This is a genomic window from Burkholderia sp. LA-2-3-30-S1-D2 (assembly GCF_001523915.2).
GTDB lineage: Bacteria > Pseudomonadota > Gammaproteobacteria > Burkholderiales > Burkholderiaceae > Burkholderia > Burkholderia diffusa.
Window position 1 is genome coordinate 422,721 of sequence record NZ_CP013385.1, and the last position, 15,053, is coordinate 437,773.

At 66.1% G+C, this 15,053-nt stretch carries 14 protein-coding genes; 1 reads left to right on the forward strand and 13 read right to left on the reverse strand.

Annotated elements, in window-relative coordinates; genetic code table 11:
• Nucleotides 1-288 precede the first annotated feature (288 nt).
• From WS66_RS30975 to WS66_RS30990, 4 genes are all read right to left on the reverse strand, one after another.
• Nucleotides 289-867 carry a DUF2889 domain-containing protein gene (locus WS66_RS30975; protein WP_059600898.1) on the reverse strand — a complete coding sequence of 193 codons (579 nt, stop codon included), beginning with the start codon at nt 865-867 and terminating at the stop codon, nt 289-291.
• Nucleotides 854-2,308 carry an MmgE/PrpD family protein gene (locus tag WS66_RS30980; RefSeq protein ID WP_059600901.1) on the reverse strand — a complete coding sequence of 485 codons (1,455 nt, stop codon included), beginning with the start codon at nt 2,306-2,308 and terminating at the stop codon, nt 854-856. The genes WS66_RS30975 and WS66_RS30980 overlap by 14 nt, the downstream gene beginning before the upstream one ends.
• 235 nt (nt 2,309-2,543) lie before the next feature.
• Nucleotides 2,544-2,792 carry a hypothetical protein gene (locus WS66_RS30985; protein ID WP_059600903.1) on the reverse strand — a complete coding sequence of 83 codons (249 nt, stop codon included), beginning with the start codon at nt 2,790-2,792 and terminating at the stop codon, nt 2,544-2,546.
• 208 nt (nt 2,793-3,000) lie between these two features.
• Nucleotides 3,001-3,936: an alpha/beta hydrolase gene (locus WS66_RS30990; RefSeq protein WP_059600905.1), complete on the reverse strand. Its 936-nt coding sequence runs from the start codon at nt 3,934-3,936 to the stop codon at nt 3,001-3,003.
• A 109-nt stretch (nt 3,937-4,045) separates the two neighbouring features.
• Between WS66_RS30990 and WS66_RS30995 the strand changes: the two genes are divergently transcribed.
• On the forward strand, nt 4,046-4,942 hold the full coding sequence (locus WS66_RS30995) for a LysR family transcriptional regulator (RefSeq protein WP_059600907.1): 897 nt from the start codon (nt 4,046-4,048) through the stop codon (nt 4,940-4,942).
• A gap of 14 nt (nt 4,943-4,956) precedes the next feature.
• On the opposite strand, the gene WS66_RS31000 is transcribed toward WS66_RS30995, so the two are convergent.
• From WS66_RS31000 to WS66_RS31040, 9 genes are all read right to left on the reverse strand, one after another.
• Complete coding sequence (locus WS66_RS31000; protein ID WP_059600911.1) at nt 4,957-5,889, reverse strand: LysR family transcriptional regulator; 933 nt, start codon at nt 5,887-5,889, stop codon at nt 4,957-4,959.
• Nucleotides 5,890-6,135: 246 nt separating this feature from the next.
• Nucleotides 6,136-7,284 (reverse strand): CaiB/BaiF CoA transferase family protein, encoded by a 1,149-nt coding sequence (locus tag WS66_RS31005; RefSeq protein ID WP_059600913.1) that lies wholly within the window; start codon nt 7,282-7,284, stop codon nt 6,136-6,138.
• A gap of 21 nt (nt 7,285-7,305) precedes the next feature.
• Complete coding sequence (locus WS66_RS31010) at nt 7,306-8,526, reverse strand: CaiB/BaiF CoA transferase family protein (protein WP_059600916.1); 1,221 nt, start codon at nt 8,524-8,526, stop codon at nt 7,306-7,308.
• 106 nt (nt 8,527-8,632) lie between these two features.
• On the reverse strand, nt 8,633-9,052 hold the full coding sequence (locus WS66_RS31015) for a Zn-ribbon domain-containing OB-fold protein (protein ID WP_059600918.1): 420 nt from the start codon (nt 9,050-9,052) through the stop codon (nt 8,633-8,635).
• A gap of 19 nt (nt 9,053-9,071) precedes the next feature.
• Nucleotides 9,072-10,283, reverse strand: coding sequence for a thiolase family protein (locus tag WS66_RS31020; RefSeq protein ID WP_059600921.1), 1,212 nt, complete (start codon nt 10,281-10,283; stop codon nt 9,072-9,074).
• 11 nt (nt 10,284-10,294) lie between these two features.
• The gene (locus tag WS66_RS31025) at nt 10,295-10,792 is read right to left on the reverse strand and encodes a MaoC family dehydratase (protein ID WP_059600924.1); all 498 of its coding nucleotides are present in this window, start codon (nt 10,790-10,792) and stop codon (nt 10,295-10,297) included.
• An 84-nt stretch (nt 10,793-10,876) separates the two neighbouring features.
• Nucleotides 10,877-12,019 carry an acyl-CoA dehydrogenase family protein gene (locus tag WS66_RS31030; RefSeq protein WP_059600926.1) on the reverse strand — a complete coding sequence of 381 codons (1,143 nt, stop codon included), beginning with the start codon at nt 12,017-12,019 and terminating at the stop codon, nt 10,877-10,879.
• A gap of 321 nt (nt 12,020-12,340) precedes the next feature.
• Nucleotides 12,341-13,495, reverse strand: coding sequence for a CaiB/BaiF CoA transferase family protein (locus WS66_RS31035; protein ID WP_059600928.1), 1,155 nt, complete (start codon nt 13,493-13,495; stop codon nt 12,341-12,343).
• A 140-nt stretch (nt 13,496-13,635) separates the two neighbouring features.
• A complete protein-coding gene (locus WS66_RS31040) occupies nt 13,636-14,826 on the reverse strand; it encodes an acetyl-CoA hydrolase/transferase family protein (RefSeq protein ID WP_059600969.1) in 1,191 nt (396 codons plus the stop codon).
• Nucleotides 14,827-15,053 lie beyond the last annotated feature (227 nt).

The following is a 15,053-nucleotide window of genomic DNA, read 5'->3' on the forward strand; positions in this document are numbered from 1 at the left end:
TTCTCCGCTAGATGTCTTACCGGGGCGATTCGACGTTTGCATCCCGGACCGCTTCAAATATAGCGGTCGATATCGTCAGCAACTAGACTGCATAAATCACTTACACTAATAAGCGTGTCTTATCAATCGCGAACGAACTTCGCAATCGAATATGTGCCTCGGGATGCTAGCCCGACGACCGATCCGGGCAGGCGGACGCGTATGGAAAGGACGAACTTCACAGGGCATGCCGAGCAACGGCCTGTGACGTGATGAAGGCTTGTGGCGAGCGGCTCGGCGCGTCCCCGGCTAGGTTCGATTCGGGCGGTGAAATGTCGGCCAGCGCTGCAGGACGAGTTCGCGCGACGCGCCGTATGCGAAGCAACTGTCGATCTTGAGGGGTTTTCCGTTGGCATCGGTCGCGTCGAGCAAGGCTTGCGAACGTAGCGGATTGACGGTCTGAATGGCCGCTGTGGCGAGCGGAATCAGGATTTCGCGCAAATGTGTACACGTGTCGCCCGGGGGCAGGCGCTTGCGTACCTCGCCGCTCCAGCCCGCACCGATGCGCAGCCCCACCAGCGCTTGCAGCGTCGCGCCGCCGCCCGGGCATTCGCGGTACGGATACGCGCGGATGAACGTTTCTACCTCGTGGACGATCATGTCGAGATCGAATACCACCCGCAAGCCGAGATCGTGGATCGGCTCGTTCGCCGGTACCACGCGCGGGCTGCTCGGCGGCGCGAAATCGTGTGGTTTTTGGTCGGTCAGATAGCCCTCGATTTCAAATAGACCGTCGCTTCGCCTGAACCCCTCGAACGTGATCTGCCTGGTGTGCAGCGGCTCGCGCGTGACGTGTTCCGTTGCCGCGGTATTGTCATGGACAGTCATTCCTCACTCCCATTGCATTGATCTCGCACGACACGGTTGCCAGCGCCTGCGCGAGCATCCGGCCATCGCTGCGATCGTCGTGAACGAGCGCGGCGAACTCCCTGCCAGCCGATGCGCGCACGCCATGCGACTTCAGGCCTTCGCCTTTCGCGATGATCTGGTCGAGCGTCAGCGGTCTCGCAGGCGTACCGACGCTGTCGATCACGACGCTCGACTGCGCGTTGCCGTCGTCGCGCACGATCCGTACGCCCGTCGCGAAGCGGGTCGGGTAATACTGCGTCAGCGCGTCGCTCGCCTCGAAACGCACACGCTCGGCAATGCGTCGGATCTGCGGATCGCCGAGGAACGCGTCGTCATAGGCGTCATAGCGGTACGGTCCGTAGCTCAGCGTCGCGCCGACGATATAAGGGCAACTGTATTGGGCAGCCATCGTCGATTCAGGCTGCGCGAGCATGTGCTGATCCGCGATGAGCTGCGGGCCGCTGATCACGATCTCGCGGATGTCGTTGATCCGCATCGTGAAGTTGGCGGTCAGTTCGGCCAGCGCATCGATCGTCGAATGGAACAGGCGGCAGCATGCGTACGGCTTGAGGCTGATCGAATGGATCTGCAGCGTGCCGTCCAACTCGACCGCGCGCAGCGGGCCGCCAAACAGCGCGGCAAGCCCGTAGGTTCCTTCGACGACGCGCCGCGGTGCCGTTACGGCATCCATTCGCGCGAATTCCGCGGCAAGCACACCGTTGCGTGCCGCGATGCCCGCATGAACGCGCTTGACCTCCCCGCCTGAGGCTTCCGCCGAGAACTGCATCGCGCCGCTTGCCTGAGACAGCGCATGCCCCCACGCACGGATCAGCGATTCCGACGTGACCGGCGTGTCGTCCCGGTAGGCGTGTAGCGCCATGCATGCGGTGGCCGCACCGAACGTGCCGAAAATCGCCGTGGGATGAAAGCCGCGATGCACGGTCTCCATACCGCCCGCCGCGGAACCGACCAGCGCCATCGCTTCGTATCCAGCAGCCACCGCCCGGAACAGCATTGCCTGGGACGCGCCCGTGCTCGCCGCGACGGCCAACGCGGCGGGAATGACGGCCGCGCCGGGATGGCTCAGCGTCTCGTTATGCGTGTCGTCGAGTTCGTAGCTGTGCGATGCCGTGCCGTGTACCAATGCGGCAACGGATGCGTCGGCCGTCCAGTCGGCACGTAGCACCGGGCTCGCGCCCGTCCCTGCGAAGCGACGCGTCCAGTGTGCGATCTGGGCGGTCCACGGCCGTGTCGCACCCCATAGCGAGACGATGAAGTTGTCGAGGAAAAGCCGGCGCAGTGCTGCGGCATCGGCATCGGTCGCGCACCGGTTCGCGACGGACGCGACATGCGCGGCTACGGCCGCGGTGACATCCGCGGATGCAGGCGCCGATTCGCCGGTGCCGGTGGGGGATCGCATGCTGACTCCTGTCGTGACGCGGCCGCCCGGCGGCGCGCGCTGAGGCCTCGCGCGTGCGGCCGCAAAACGTGGGCACGCGGGGCATATACCGTCACGATGCGCGGCAATCGGTGCACCCGTCAATTCGCACCGGACGTCCCTCCCGTACTTTGAAATACCGCTGGCGGCGACGCGCACGCCCGATCGACGCTCGGGCGCGGCACGAACAGTCGGAGCGAACGCGGCATCCGCCGCCCTAAGCGGAAAGGGGCTCGATCGACGTCGTTTCGACGCCATCGTACGCCGTGGCTTCGCCGCGACCGCGCCATGCGGCCAGATCGGCATGACGCGCGGCGATGGTGGCGTCCCGTGCGCGATACGCGTCCTGGCCCGCCATCAGCCGCAACGGCGGCACGTCGCTATTGACGGCATCGAACATCACGCGCGCGGCTTTCGAGGGATCGCCGCCCTGCTTGCCGGCCTCCCGTGCGAAATAGTCAAGCATCAGCGCGACGACCGGGCGATCGGCATCGAGCGACTGCTCCGGCCGCGTGTTCGCGTCGCCGGCGAAGCCGGTGATAAACCTGACCTTTGCACGAAACTTTCTCGTGACAGGTCGACGTCGTCACGCCTGCGCCGCAGCGGCGCGGCACAGGCATGACCGCCGGACCGATGAAAAATGAAAACGCGTGCGCGGGAATGCCTCGCGGGCGTCAATGCGCGGGCTCGAGATTCTCCTGAAAGAACGGCCCCAGCTTCGCCATGGCCTGCTCGACGTACTCGGGTTTGTCGTACAGGTCATAGTGGCTCGCGCCCTCGACGACGAATAGGTTCTTGCGGCTTGAACGCGCGCGCTCGAACAGTTCGTAGCCGTCGCGGTACGAGCCGAACGCGCCGGGCCGGCTGCCGATGACGATCTGCAGCGGCTGGGTCAGCAGTTGCTCCGCGAGGTGAAACGCGTCGAAGCCGACCGCCGCCTGCAGGCCTGAGAAGCGCAGCTTGTTCGGCGAGCCAGGCTGTTGTCCGCGCGGCGTCGTGTAGTAATCGACGGCTTCGACGATGTCGATGTCGTTGACCCCGGCCTGTTTGCGCTCGGCTTCCGACGCGGGAATGTAGGTGACGATCAGCGGATCGGCGCCGCGCGCCTCGGCGGTACGCTGCTTGCCGATCGCGTCGAGCGTTGCGAGCGCCGCGTCGGCCGACATGTCGCCTTCGCGCATCAAGCGGCCATAGTTGGCCGCGACGACGGTGCCTACCGCCTTGATCCGGCGCTCCGTCATCGCTGCGTTGACCGCATAGCCGCCGCCGCCGCAGATGCCCAGCACGCCGATACGCTCGTCGTCGACGTAACCGAGCGTCATCAGATAATCGACCGCGCAACGGAAGTCCTCGACGCGCGATGCCGGATCCTCGAGGTAGCGTGGCTCGCCGCCGCTCGCGCCTTGGTGGGATGCGTCGAACGCGAGCGTCACGAAGCCGAGCGCTGCCAGCTTCTGCGCGTAGATCGACGCGGTCTGCTCCTTGCAACTGCTGATCGGGTGGCCGCAGATGATGGCGGGATACTTCGCGCCTGCATCGAAGGTCGGCGGGACGTACAGATCGGCAGCAATGTTTGCCGAGCGGTTGGGGAACGTGACGGATTGCGGCATGGCGTTGTCCTCGCTTCGGTGAAGATTGGAAACTACACCTATGCTAGACGCTGGCCCGTCGAGTGATAATCCTGCAAAATCTGCTCAAAGTCATAAGCAGAGGTTCTCAATGGCAGGCAATAACCTCAAGGATCTGTCCGCGTTCGTGATGGTGGCGGAAGAGTGCAGCTTTACCCGTGCGGCTGCGCGGCTCGGCGTATCGCAATCGGCGCTGAGCCAGACGATTCGCGGGCTCGAGGCGCGGCTCGACCTGCGGCTGTTTGCGCGTACGACGCGCAGCGTGTCGCTGACGGAGGCTGGCGAAAGGCTGCTGAAGCGCGTCGGCCCCGCAATGAGCGAAATCGATGCCGGCCTTGAGGAAATCGGCGAACTGATCGGCAAGCCAACTGGCGTGATCCGGCTGACGGCCGACGAATTCGCGGTGCAAAGCGTGCTGCAGCCGGCCATCGCGCGCTTCCTGCCCGGTCATCCGGGCATCCGGATCGAGATCACGACCGACTACGGTCTGGCCGATATCGTCGACGGCCGCTTCGACGCCGGCGTGCGGCGCGGACGCCTCGTCGCGAAGGACATGATCGCGGTGCGGATCGGGCCCGACATTCCGATGGCCGTCGTCTGCGCGCCGTCGTATCTCGACCGGCACCCGGTACCCAAGCGCCCGTCCGATCTCGTGTCGCATGCATGCATCAACCTGCGCCTGCCGACGCACGGCGAATTTCTCCCTTGGATTTTCACGAGGGCCAGCAACGAGCATCGCATCAAGGTGGACGGCCCGCTGGTGTACACGAGCATCGCACCCGTGCGGGACGCGGCACTCGCCGGCCTCGGGCTCGCCTATCTGCCCGTGGAGTACGTGCGCACTGCGCTTGCGTCCGGGCAACTGATCGAGGTGCTGGGTGCATGGCGCAAGACGTTCGAGGGCTACCACCTCTATTACGCGAGCCGGCGGCACGCGACCTCCGCGTTCTCGCTGCTGGTCGACGCGCTGAAATACCGCAAGGCCTGACGGCCCGCGTTTCGTCACGCCGCCGGCGCGTCGCCGGCCGGCCGGTCCAGCAGTTGCCGGATCAGCGCGCGCGCGATCGGGCCCTGCTCACGGCCGCGCGCGGTTGCGATATGGATGCGGCGTACGGCCCACGGCTCGGCCAGCTCCATCACGGCGACGCGGCTGAACAGTTCATGACTGACCAGGCACTCCGGCTGCACGGTCACGCCGAGTCCCGCCTGCACGAGGCTGACGGCGACGCCCGCGCTCCTGACGCCGTATCGCGGCTCGAAATCGATGCCGACGCGGCGCGCCGCCGCGCGGATCGCACCGAGCATCGCGCCGACGACGATCAGGTTCTCCGACAGCAGATCCTGTGTCGTCAGGCTCGCGCGCGCGGTGAGAGGGTGGCCCAGCGGGACGACCGCGATGAGGCGATCCTCGCGGTAAGGCGTCACGTCGACGCCGCCCAGATCGAGTTCGTGCGCGGCCGCGAATACGCCGACGTCGGCATCGCCGCGCGCGACCGCCTGCACGATCTCGGCGTTCTCGAGTTCGTTCACCACCAGATCGACGAGCGGATACTCGCGCTGGAACTCGCCGATCTCGCGCGCGAGGAACGGCACGATGATGGAGCGCGCCGACGCGATGGAGAGTTCTCCCCGCATGCCGTCGGTAAACGACGCGATCTCGGAACGCATGTCGTCGAGGTCGTCGAAGATGCGACGAATGTAGCGGACCAGAACCTCGCCGGCCGGGCTCGGCGCCACGCCTTTCGGGCTGCGTTCCAGCAGCTTGATGCCGGCGATGTCCTCGAGGTCCTGGATGCGCTTGGTCGCGGTCGACGCGGCGACGTTCTCGCGGATGGCCGCAAGCCCGATCTGCTGCTCCTCGACCGCCGACAGGAACAGCTTCAGCGTAAACAGATCGACCTGCCGGATCAGATGCAGGCGATTGAATGTACTCATGTCTCCCCTCATGCACGTCTCGATGACGTTGTCGGCGCCGCGGCCGGTCGCGCGCGGCCCTCATGCCGGGAGCGTCGTACAGGAAACGAGGCGTGGCGGCGAGCCCGCGGCGCGTGAAGGATCGCGGCGATCGTCGCCGATCGTACACCGGATCGACGTGAACGGCGCGGCGGGGACGCGTCCGCGCATGCGCCGGTCTCCACGGCGCGCGGCGCCGCCAATCGTCAGACCGTTGCCGCGACGTGCCTAGCGGCCGGTGCGCAGCAGCGCGTCGAGCGACGCATTGTCGGCGCCGATGTCGTGCGCCGTGTGCAGCGGCGGCGGGCGCTTGCCGTCGAACGACAGCGGCAGCGCGACCAGGCCGATCTCGTCGTCAGACGGTTTCTCGATGATGCCGAGCGCGTGCGTCTGCGCATGCGCGACCACCTCCGCGGTGGTCTGGATCGGCGCGACGGGAATGCCTGCCGCCTGCAAGCGCGCCTGCCACGTCGCGCGGTTGTCCGTCGCGAGCCGCTCGCCGATCAGGCGGTCGATCTCCGCACGATTGCGCAGGCGTGCCGCATTGGTCGCAAAGCGCTCGTCGCGCGCCCATTCGGGGCGTTCGAGCGCCGCGCACAGCTTGGCGAACAACGCGTCGTTCGCGGCGCTGACGATCAAATAGCCGTCGGCCGTCGAATACGCGCGATGCGGGACGATGAACGCGACCCCCGATCCGTGCCGGCCGCCGGTATCGCCGTCCGCGCTGTAGTTCGCGATTGCCACGGTCATCCAGCCGATCGCCGTTTCCAGCAGCGAGCCGTTGACGGTCGCGCCGCAGTGCTTGATCTGCCGCCGGTACAGCGCGGACAGGATGCCGATCACGGCCCACAGCCCCGCGCCGAAATCGACGATCGACACGCCGGCGCGAACCGGCGCCTGCCCTTCCTCTCCGGTGATGCTCATGATCCCCGAGAACGCCTGCATCAGCGGATCGTAGCCGGGCAGCATGTTCAGCGGCCCGAGATGGCCGAACGCACCGATCTCGCAGTAAATCAGTTCCGGCTTGGTCACGCGCAGGCTGTCGGCGTCGAGGCCGTATTGCGCGCTGGAGCCCGGCCGCAGGTTATGAATGAACACGTCCGCATGCTCGGCGATCAGCCGGTGCAGCGTCGCCAGTTGCTCGCGGTCCTTGATGTCGATGCAGACGGAACGCTTGCCGCGGTTCAGCGCGTGATACGCCGCGCCGCTGCCCTTCCATTCGCTCGGCCCCCAGCCGCGCGCCGAGTCCCCGGTCGGGCGCTCGATTTTCCAGACTTCGGCGCCCAGCGACGCCAGGATTTTTCCGCTGAACGGCGCCGACGCACTATCGCTCAGTTCGACCACCACAACGCCCGACAGCGGCAGGTCACGCAACATGTCGCATCTCCTGATTTCGTTCTACTGCGATTGCAGCGAGCCGTCCGCGCCCGGTGCATACGCGCCGCCGGACCGCAGCATCCGGTCGATTTCCTCAGGGCCGAAGCCGTACTCGGCCAGCAGCGCCGCGGAATGCTCGCCGAGGCACGGCGCCGGATAGCGCAGCGCCGGTGCGCTCTCGCTCCACTGCTGAGGGATGCCCAGCGTCCTGATCCGGCCTTCGGACGGATGGTCCTGCTCGGCGAAGAAGCCGACCGCCGTCATGTGCGGATCGTCGATCAGCGTTTCTGGCGTATTCATCTCGATCACGGGAATGTCCGCTTCGGTCAGCACGTTCACCCATTCGGCCGTGGTCCGCGTTTCGAACACGCTCGCGAGGAACGCGTACAACTGCGCGATGTGCTCGGTGCGCCCGCCGATGTTGTTGAAGCGCGGATCGTCGGCCATCTCCGGATGCCCGGACAGCACGAAGAAACGCTGCCAGTGATGGTCCGCATAGACGTTCACGCCGATATAGCCGTCGCGCGTGCGATACGGGCGTCGGTCGGGATTCATCATCCGCGCATAGCCCCAGTCGCCGAGCGGCGGCACGAACGTGTGGCCGTACAGATGATCGCCGAGCACGAAATGCGCGAAGGTCTCGAGCATCGGCACGAACACCTGCTGCCCGACGCCGGTCTTCTCGCGCCGGTAAAGCGCCATCGCCACCGCGTTGCTGGTCGCCATGCCGACCACGCGGTCGGCAATTGCCGTCGCGACGTAGGTCGGCGGCCCCGCCCTCCGGCTTTGCAGCACCGGCATCCCGACCGCGGCCTGGATCAGGTCGTCGTAAGCCGGGCGTGACGCATAGGGGCCGTTCTGTCCAAAGCCGAACGCACCGCAGTAGATGATGCGCGGATTGAGTTTGCGCACATCCTCGTATGCGATGCCGAGCTTGGCCATCGTGTGCGGCCGCATGCTGTACAGCAGCACGTCGGCCGATTCCGCCATGCGCTTCAGCGCGCCGATCCCGTCCGGATGCTTGAGGTCGAGCACGAGGCTGCGCTTGTTGCGATTCAGGTGCAGGAAGATCGGGCCCATGCCCGGATGGCGGCTCGGGCCGATGTGGCGCGTCGTGTCGCCGTCGCGCGATTCGATCTTGCAGACGTCCGCGCCCATGTCCGCGAGCAGCAGCGACGCGTAGGGGCCCATGAAATTCGACGTCAAGTCGAGGATGCGTACGCCGTCGAGCGGTCCGGCCATGTCAGCCTCCGACGACGGTATGAAAATTGAAGGGCTCCACGATGTCTCCTCCGTGAGCGGGGGACGCCGCGCGGGCGCCGGTGGGCCGGCGCGCCGCGCGCGGCCCTCAGGTTTTCGACGGCACGAACACTGGCAGCTTTTGCTCGCCGCGCTGCACGAACCGGACTTCGACGTGCTGGCCGATCCGGATCGTTTCAGGCGGCGCGTCGATCTGAGCGAACAGATAGTAGCCTTCGTCCATCCGGATGAAGCCGACCGTGTACGGAACGATCTCGGCCCACACCGGCGTCGGTCCGCGCATGATCGTGCTGTGCGAATAGACTTCGCCGCGGCCCGACGATTCGGTCCAGTCAAGGGATTTTGCGCCGCAATGCGTGCAGAACGAGTGAGCCGGCCACACGGCTTCGTGACAGGACGTGCAGCGCTGGTACGTCAGCTTGTCGTCGGCCAGCGCGTCCCAGTAGGGTTGCGCGTCGAGCAGCCGGTAGGGCTGCGGCCAGGCATTAGGGGAATGCGTTTCGGTCATGGAATGCTCCGGTCGGATATCACGTTGCGGACGACAGCAGCAGCACCGCGCCGGCTGCCAGCATCCCGCCCGCGCCCTGCACCAGCACGGTTTGCGGGCGGTGGGACGGCGCGAGCCCGAGCGCCTGCCCGCGCAGCTGCCGGACGGCCTCGATCATGCTGTCCATGTTGCACGAGATGCCGGGCTGCCCGAACGACAGCCAGCCGCCGTTGGTGTCGGTCGGCAGGTCGCCGTCGACGCCGGTGCGGCCTTCGCGATAGAGATCGATGCCGTGCCCTTTCTTCGCGAAGCCGAGGTCCTCCATCACGATCGGCCCCATGTGCGCGAAGTTCACCGAGATCTGCGCCATGTCGATGTCGGAAGGCGTCAGGCCTGACATCGCATAGGCCTGCCGCGCCGCCTCGGCGGTGGCGGTGGTCGTCAGGTTCGGCAACGCGCCGAGACTGTCGAACCGGCAGCGACGCAGGTTCATGCGATCGGTCAGGTACTCGTGCGTGGTCGCCGATCCGTAGCCGAGCAGGTACACAGGATCGCGCGCGTGACGCGCGTTCTCCGGCGACGTGACGATCAGCGCCCCGCCCGTGCCGCCGCCCCAGGTCGAGCACATCCAGCGGCGCAGCGGCGTCGCCACGTAGGGCGACGACAGCACCGCCGCGCGATCGATCTCGCCGAACTTCGCCTTCGCCGCGTGCGGATGATGACGTCCCCAGCGCTGGTTCGCGATCGCGACATCGGCGAGATCGTCCTCGGTGATGCCGAACTCGTGAAAGTAGCGCTGCGCGGCCTGCGCATAGAGCGCCGGAATCGTCGGACCGTACGGAATCTCGAACTGCGGATCCGCGTCGGCTTCCGCGCCCATCGCGACCGCGTCGACGAACAGCTCGGTCGCATCGCTCTGCAGGCACAGCACGTACTCGGCGCGGCCGGCGGCGATCATCTGCGACGCGATCGCGAGCGTCGACGTCAGGCCCGCGCCGTGCATCGTCAGCTCGCTGGTGAGCGTCACCGGCATCTGCATGTGCGAGATGAAGATGTTGCTCCACTGCGAACGCTTGTCGGCCCATGGCGAGCGTCCCGTGAACACCGCGTCGACCTGGTCCTTGCCGATGCCCGCGTCGGCAAGCGCGTTGAGCGTCGCCTCGGCGGCCAACTGCAGCGGATCCTTGCGATTCGCGCGCGACGCGTAGGCGTCGCCCATGCCGACAATCGCCGCAACCGGACGAGGAGTCATGGCTGCGCTCCTCAGACCTTGAACTCGGGCTGCGCTTCGGCGATCAGCGCGTCGAGGTCCGCGCGCTTGCGCAGCATCAGCAGGCTCCACTCGCTGCGCTGGACGACTTCGCCGCGCTGGTTGTACGCCTGGATCAGCATCGTGCCGACGCCGAACTTGTCGTCCTTGTCCTTCTTCGCGATGACTTCGGCACTTGCGTAGACCGTGTCGCCGATCTTCACCGGATTCAGGAAGCGCATCTTGTCGACGCCGTAGTTCGCCTGGATCGCCGGGCCGAACTGCAGCAGGCCGGAGATCAGCGAAAACGTCAGCATGCCCTGCACGATGCGCTCGCCCCAGCGCGTTTTCTCCGCGTATTCCTTGTTCGAGTGGATCTCGATCCAGTTGCCGGTGAACATGCAGAACATCACGACATCGCTCTCGGTCACGGTGCGACCGGGCGAACGGAATTTTTGGCCGACTTCGAGCTCGTCGAGCGGAATGTTGATGCTGTTGTTGATGCCGCTCATGGCGGTGTCTCCTTATTACCTGGTTTGTGGATCCGGCGCGGTGGCGACAAGCGCGCCGCGCCGATGGAAGATTCGTCGGCCCGGTTACTGGCGCATCGACTTCGCGATGATCGTGCGCTGGATCTGCGACGTACCGCCGCCGATCGTCGATTGAATGCTTTCGCGCAGGTAGCGTTCCATGTCCGCTTCCGGCAGGTTCGCGTAGCCGCCGAGAATCTGCATGCCGGCCAGCGCGCATTCCTTCAGCGTCTCCGAGCCGTACAGCTTCGCCATCGACACCTCGCGGCTGCACGGCACGTGATCGGCCGCCATCCGAGCCGCGCGATAGCAGAGCAAACGTGCCGCGTCGACATTCGTCTGGCAGTCGGCGAGCATGTGGCGAATGACCTGAAAGTCGTACAGCTGATGGTCGAACTGAATGCGGTCGTGCGCGTAGCGCGTGGCCGTCGCCACTGCCTGTTGGGCATTGCCCGTATAAGCCGCAGCGACCGCGCAACGTTCGAGTTCGAGGTGCTCGGTGATGATCTTCCAGCCCTGGCCCTCTTCGCCGAGCAACGCATCGGCAGGTACGCGTACTTCGTCGAGGAAGATTTCGGTCGTGCCCGTCGCGTGGCGCGACAGCGTCGGCAGCTTGTTGATCACCATGCCCGGCGTATCGTTCGGAATCAGCAGCACCGACAGACCCTTGTGCTTGTCGTCCGTGCTGGTGCGTACCAGCATTGCGATCACGGTGTCCTTCGCGGCCGCGCCGCTGCACCAGAGTTTCTGGCCGCTGACGATCCAGTCGCCATTGGTGTCGCGGCGTGCACGCGTCTTCGTATTCGCCGCATCGGAACCCGCATCGGGCTCCGAGATCGACACCGAGAAACGGATCTTGCCGTCAATGAACGGCTGCACGAATTTTTTCTTCTGCTCGGGCGTGCCGAACTTGATGATGTTCATCGCGGTAAACGTCGGTACCAGCACCGAGCACGCGAAATCGAAACCGAACTTGCCGAGGCCTTCGGCCATCAGCGAATAATCGAAGATGTCGCCGCCCGATCCGCCTTCTTCCTCCGGAATCAGGATCCCGAGCCAGCCCTGCTTCGCGATCTTGTCATAGGCCTCGTACGGATAGTCGCGATTCATGTCGCACTTGCGCACGTATTCGACCGTGATCTCGTTGTCCATGAACTTGTTCACGGTGTCGAGCCACATGGTCTGCGATTCGTCGAGAAAGTTAGCCATTTGTCTTCGCTCCAGTTATCGGCGTCTGTCCGGGCAGGCGCGCTGTTCGTCATGGAATCGAGCTTAGGGCCTCATTCGCTTCGAACCAACTGGCCATTTCTGAAGCGGCGTTTCGAAAATATCGAAGCGCGGTTCGGCCTGTTCGCGCACGGCGTCGCGACCTCGATCGCGGACGCGATTGCAACGTGAAGAAAGAGATCGAATGCGCGCGCCGCGCTGCGCGGGGATAAAGGAAACCCGGAGGGAATTCGGGGAGAACAACAGAAACGCGCCCGCACGCGCTGCGGACGCTTACGACATCGACGGCAGGTTGCGTTCAGGTCACGCGATCGCGCCCGTCGCGCGCAGCGTCGCGAGTTCCGCGGACGTGAACCCCCAGTCGGCGAGCACGGCGTCGGTGTGTTCGCCGGGCCGCGCCGGCGGCGACTGGATCGCGCCGGGCGTGCGGCTGAAGCGCGGCGCCGGCGCGGGCTGCACGACTCCATCGCGTTCGACGAACGTCTGCCGCGCGCGCAGGTGCGGATGGGTGGGCGCTTCCGCCAGCGACATCACCGGCGCGATGCAGACTTCTCGGCCTTCGGCGAGCGCGCACCATTCGTCGCGCGTGCGCGTGCGAAAGATTGCGGCGAACTTCGCGTGAATCTCGGGCCATCGCGAGCGATCGTGCTGATCCGGCATGTCGCCTTCAGACAGGCCGAGCAATGCCAGCGTATTGCGCCAGAAGCGCGCTTCATTCGATCCGACGCTGACCCAGCGGCCGTCCTTCGTTTCGTACACGTTGTACCAGGGCGCGCCGGAGTCGAGACGATTGCTGCCGCGCTCGTCCTTCCAGTAGCCGCTCGCGAACATGCCGTAGAAGAGCGTCATCAGCGACGCCGAACCGTCGACCATCGCGGCGTCCACGACCTGCCCTTTCCCTGATCGCCGGCTCTCGAGCAGCGCCGACACCACGCCGAGCGCAAGATACAGCGAGCCGCCGCCGAAGTCGCCTGCCAGGTTGAGCGGGATCACCGGCGGGCCGCCGGCCGCGCCGACCGCATGCAGCACGCCGCTCAGCGAGATGTAGTTGATGTCGTGGCCCGGTGCATGCGCGAGCGGGCCGTCCTGCCCCCATCCGGTCATGCGGCCATAGACGAGTGCCGGGTTGGCCGCGAGGCACGCGTCGGGCCCGAGGCCGAGCTTTTCGGCGACGCCGGGACGGAAACCTTCGACGAGCACGTCGGCTCGGGCGACGAGCTTCAGCATCGCGCCGGCCGCTTCCGGCTGCTTCAGGTCGAACGCGGCGCTGCGCCGGCCGCGGTTCAGCAAATTGAAACGCGGATCGCCCGGCTGGCCCCCGTCGTAGCCCGGCGGGCGGTCGATGCGAATCACGTCCGCGCCCAGATCCGACAACAGCATGCAGCAGAACGGTACCGGCCCGACGCCGCCAAGCTCCACGATCCTGATGCCGGCCAGCGGCCCCTTTGCATTGCCCATATCGATTGTCCCCATGAGATGGCTCTTTTCGGTTCAGCTTACGCGGGTCAGGCCGACAGGCCAATTCCGATTAATCGAAGCACCGATTCGGCCGGATCGAACCGGCCAGACGTGCGCGAGGATCTGTTCGCGCCGCCGCGTCAACCAGACAGGCCGGCCTCGCGCGCGAGCCGCTCGCGATGATCGGGATGCGCAATCGCAATCATCTTCGGCACGCGCTGCGCGAGCGACAGACCGCGCAGATCGGCGATCCCATATTCGGTGACCATCACGCACGCGTCGCTGCGCGGCACCGTAACGGGGCCAGACAGTGTCGTCACGATGCGACTGTGCGCGCCTGCGGTGGAGGGCAACGCCACGATCGGCACGCCGCCGCGACTGCTCTGCGCCGCCCGCAGAAAATCGCCGACGCCGCCGACCGCGCCGACATACGTGCCGGAGACAACTTCCGCGTTGACCTGGCCCGACAGGTCCACCTCCACCGCCGAATTGATTGCGACGAAGCGATCGATTCGGCGCAGCACGTGCGGGTTGTGCGTGTATTCGGTGCCGCGCAATTCGAGCGCCGGATTGCGATGGGCAAAGCAGCGCACGCGCGCGGATCCGATGATGACGCCGCCGACAGTGATGCCCGCATCGATCGCCTTGCGTGCATTCGTCACGACGCCGGCTTCGCACAGCGCTGCAACGCCGTCGCCGATGCTGCCGGTGTGCACGCCGAGGTCGCGCTTGTCGCGTAGCGCGGCCATCACCGCGTCCGGAATCGCGCCGATGCCCGTCTGCAGCGTCGCGCCGTCTTCGACGAGCGACGCGACGTGCTGCCCGATCGCCTGCTCCACTGGCCCGGGCGTCGTCGCGGCGGCATCCGGAAACGGCGTGTCCGACCCAACCAGCAAATCGATGTCGGCATCGCGCAAGAACGGACCGCCGTAGGTCCACGGCACGTCGGGATGTACTTCCGCGACGATCGCCCGCGCATGTTTCAGCGCTTCCACCAGATATTCACGCGCAAGCCCGAGGCTGTAGCGGCCGTGCTCGTCCGGCGGCGAGACCTGCAACATCACGACGTCGATCCGCAACGCGCCGTTGCGGATCAGTTCCGGCAGTTGCGAATAGTGCGCAGGCAGAATGTCGAGCACGTTCGCGCGCGCCAGCTTGCGGTTGGCGCCGCTGCCGCAGTAGGCGAGGAAATCGATGGCGTCGGCATGCTCGGGCGCCAGGACGTCGGCGAGGCCGATGCCGAGAAAGACGCGAATTCGCTTGAAGCTGTGGCGCTGGGCGACCAGCGCGCGCATCAGCGTGACCGGCTCGGCGTGCGACTGGCCCCACATCACGGTGTCGCCGGGGCGAATCAGCGAGGAAAGTGCATCGCAGTCACCGGCCTGACGGGCATCGGCCGATGCGTGCGGGGTCGCGCATGCTGCATGGATCATGGATGGACGAGGTCGAAGGTCGCGCGAGCGCTCCGGCCTGGTATGGACCAGCCGGAATCGTCGTCATGACGGGTTGAAGTTCGCACGTGTCGCGACGGTGTCCCGGACGAGCGCCTGTCCGAAGC

What these genes read in the sequence shown, in the direction of transcription:
- WS66_RS30975 (WP_059600898.1), bottom strand. Translation starts at nt 867, where the DNA reads ATGACTGTCCATGACAATACCGCGGCAACGGAACACGTCACGCGCGAG.
- WS66_RS31015 (WP_059600918.1), bottom strand. Translation starts at nt 9,052, where the DNA reads ATGACCGAAACGCATTCCCCTAATGCCTGGCCGCAGCCCTACCGGCTG.
- WS66_RS30995 (WP_059600907.1), top strand. Translation starts at nt 4,046, where the DNA reads ATGGCAGGCAATAACCTCAAGGATCTGTCCGCGTTCGTGATGGTGGCG.
- WS66_RS31035 (WP_059600928.1), bottom strand. Translation starts at nt 13,495, where the DNA reads ATGGGCAATGCAAAGGGGCCGCTGGCCGGCATCAGGATCGTGGAGCTT.
- WS66_RS31040 (WP_059600969.1), bottom strand. Translation starts at nt 14,826, where the DNA reads ATGTGGGGCCAGTCGCACGCCGAGCCGGTCACGCTGATGCGCGCGCTG.
- WS66_RS31025 (WP_059600924.1), bottom strand. Translation starts at nt 10,792, where the DNA reads ATGAGCGGCATCAACAACAGCATCAACATTCCGCTCGACGAGCTCGAA.
- WS66_RS31000 (WP_059600911.1), bottom strand. Translation starts at nt 5,889, where the DNA reads ATGAGTACATTCAATCGCCTGCATCTGATCCGGCAGGTCGATCTGTTT.
- WS66_RS31005 (WP_059600913.1), bottom strand. Translation starts at nt 7,284, where the DNA reads ATGTTGCGTGACCTGCCGCTGTCGGGCGTTGTGGTGGTCGAACTGAGC.
- WS66_RS30980 (WP_059600901.1), bottom strand. Translation starts at nt 2,308, where the DNA reads ATGCGATCCCCCACCGGCACCGGCGAATCGGCGCCTGCATCCGCGGAT.
- WS66_RS31020 (WP_059600921.1), bottom strand. Translation starts at nt 10,283, where the DNA reads ATGACTCCTCGTCCGGTTGCGGCGATTGTCGGCATGGGCGACGCCTAC.
- WS66_RS30990 (WP_059600905.1), bottom strand. Translation starts at nt 3,936, where the DNA reads ATGCCGCAATCCGTCACGTTCCCCAACCGCTCGGCAAACATTGCTGCC.
- WS66_RS31030 (WP_059600926.1), bottom strand. Translation starts at nt 12,019, where the DNA reads ATGGCTAACTTTCTCGACGAATCGCAGACCATGTGGCTCGACACCGTG.
- WS66_RS31010 (WP_059600916.1), bottom strand. Translation starts at nt 8,526, where the DNA reads ATGGCCGGACCGCTCGACGGCGTACGCATCCTCGACTTGACGTCGAAT.
- WS66_RS30985 (WP_059600903.1), bottom strand. Translation starts at nt 2,792, where the DNA reads ATGCTTGACTATTTCGCACGGGAGGCCGGCAAGCAGGGCGGCGATCCC.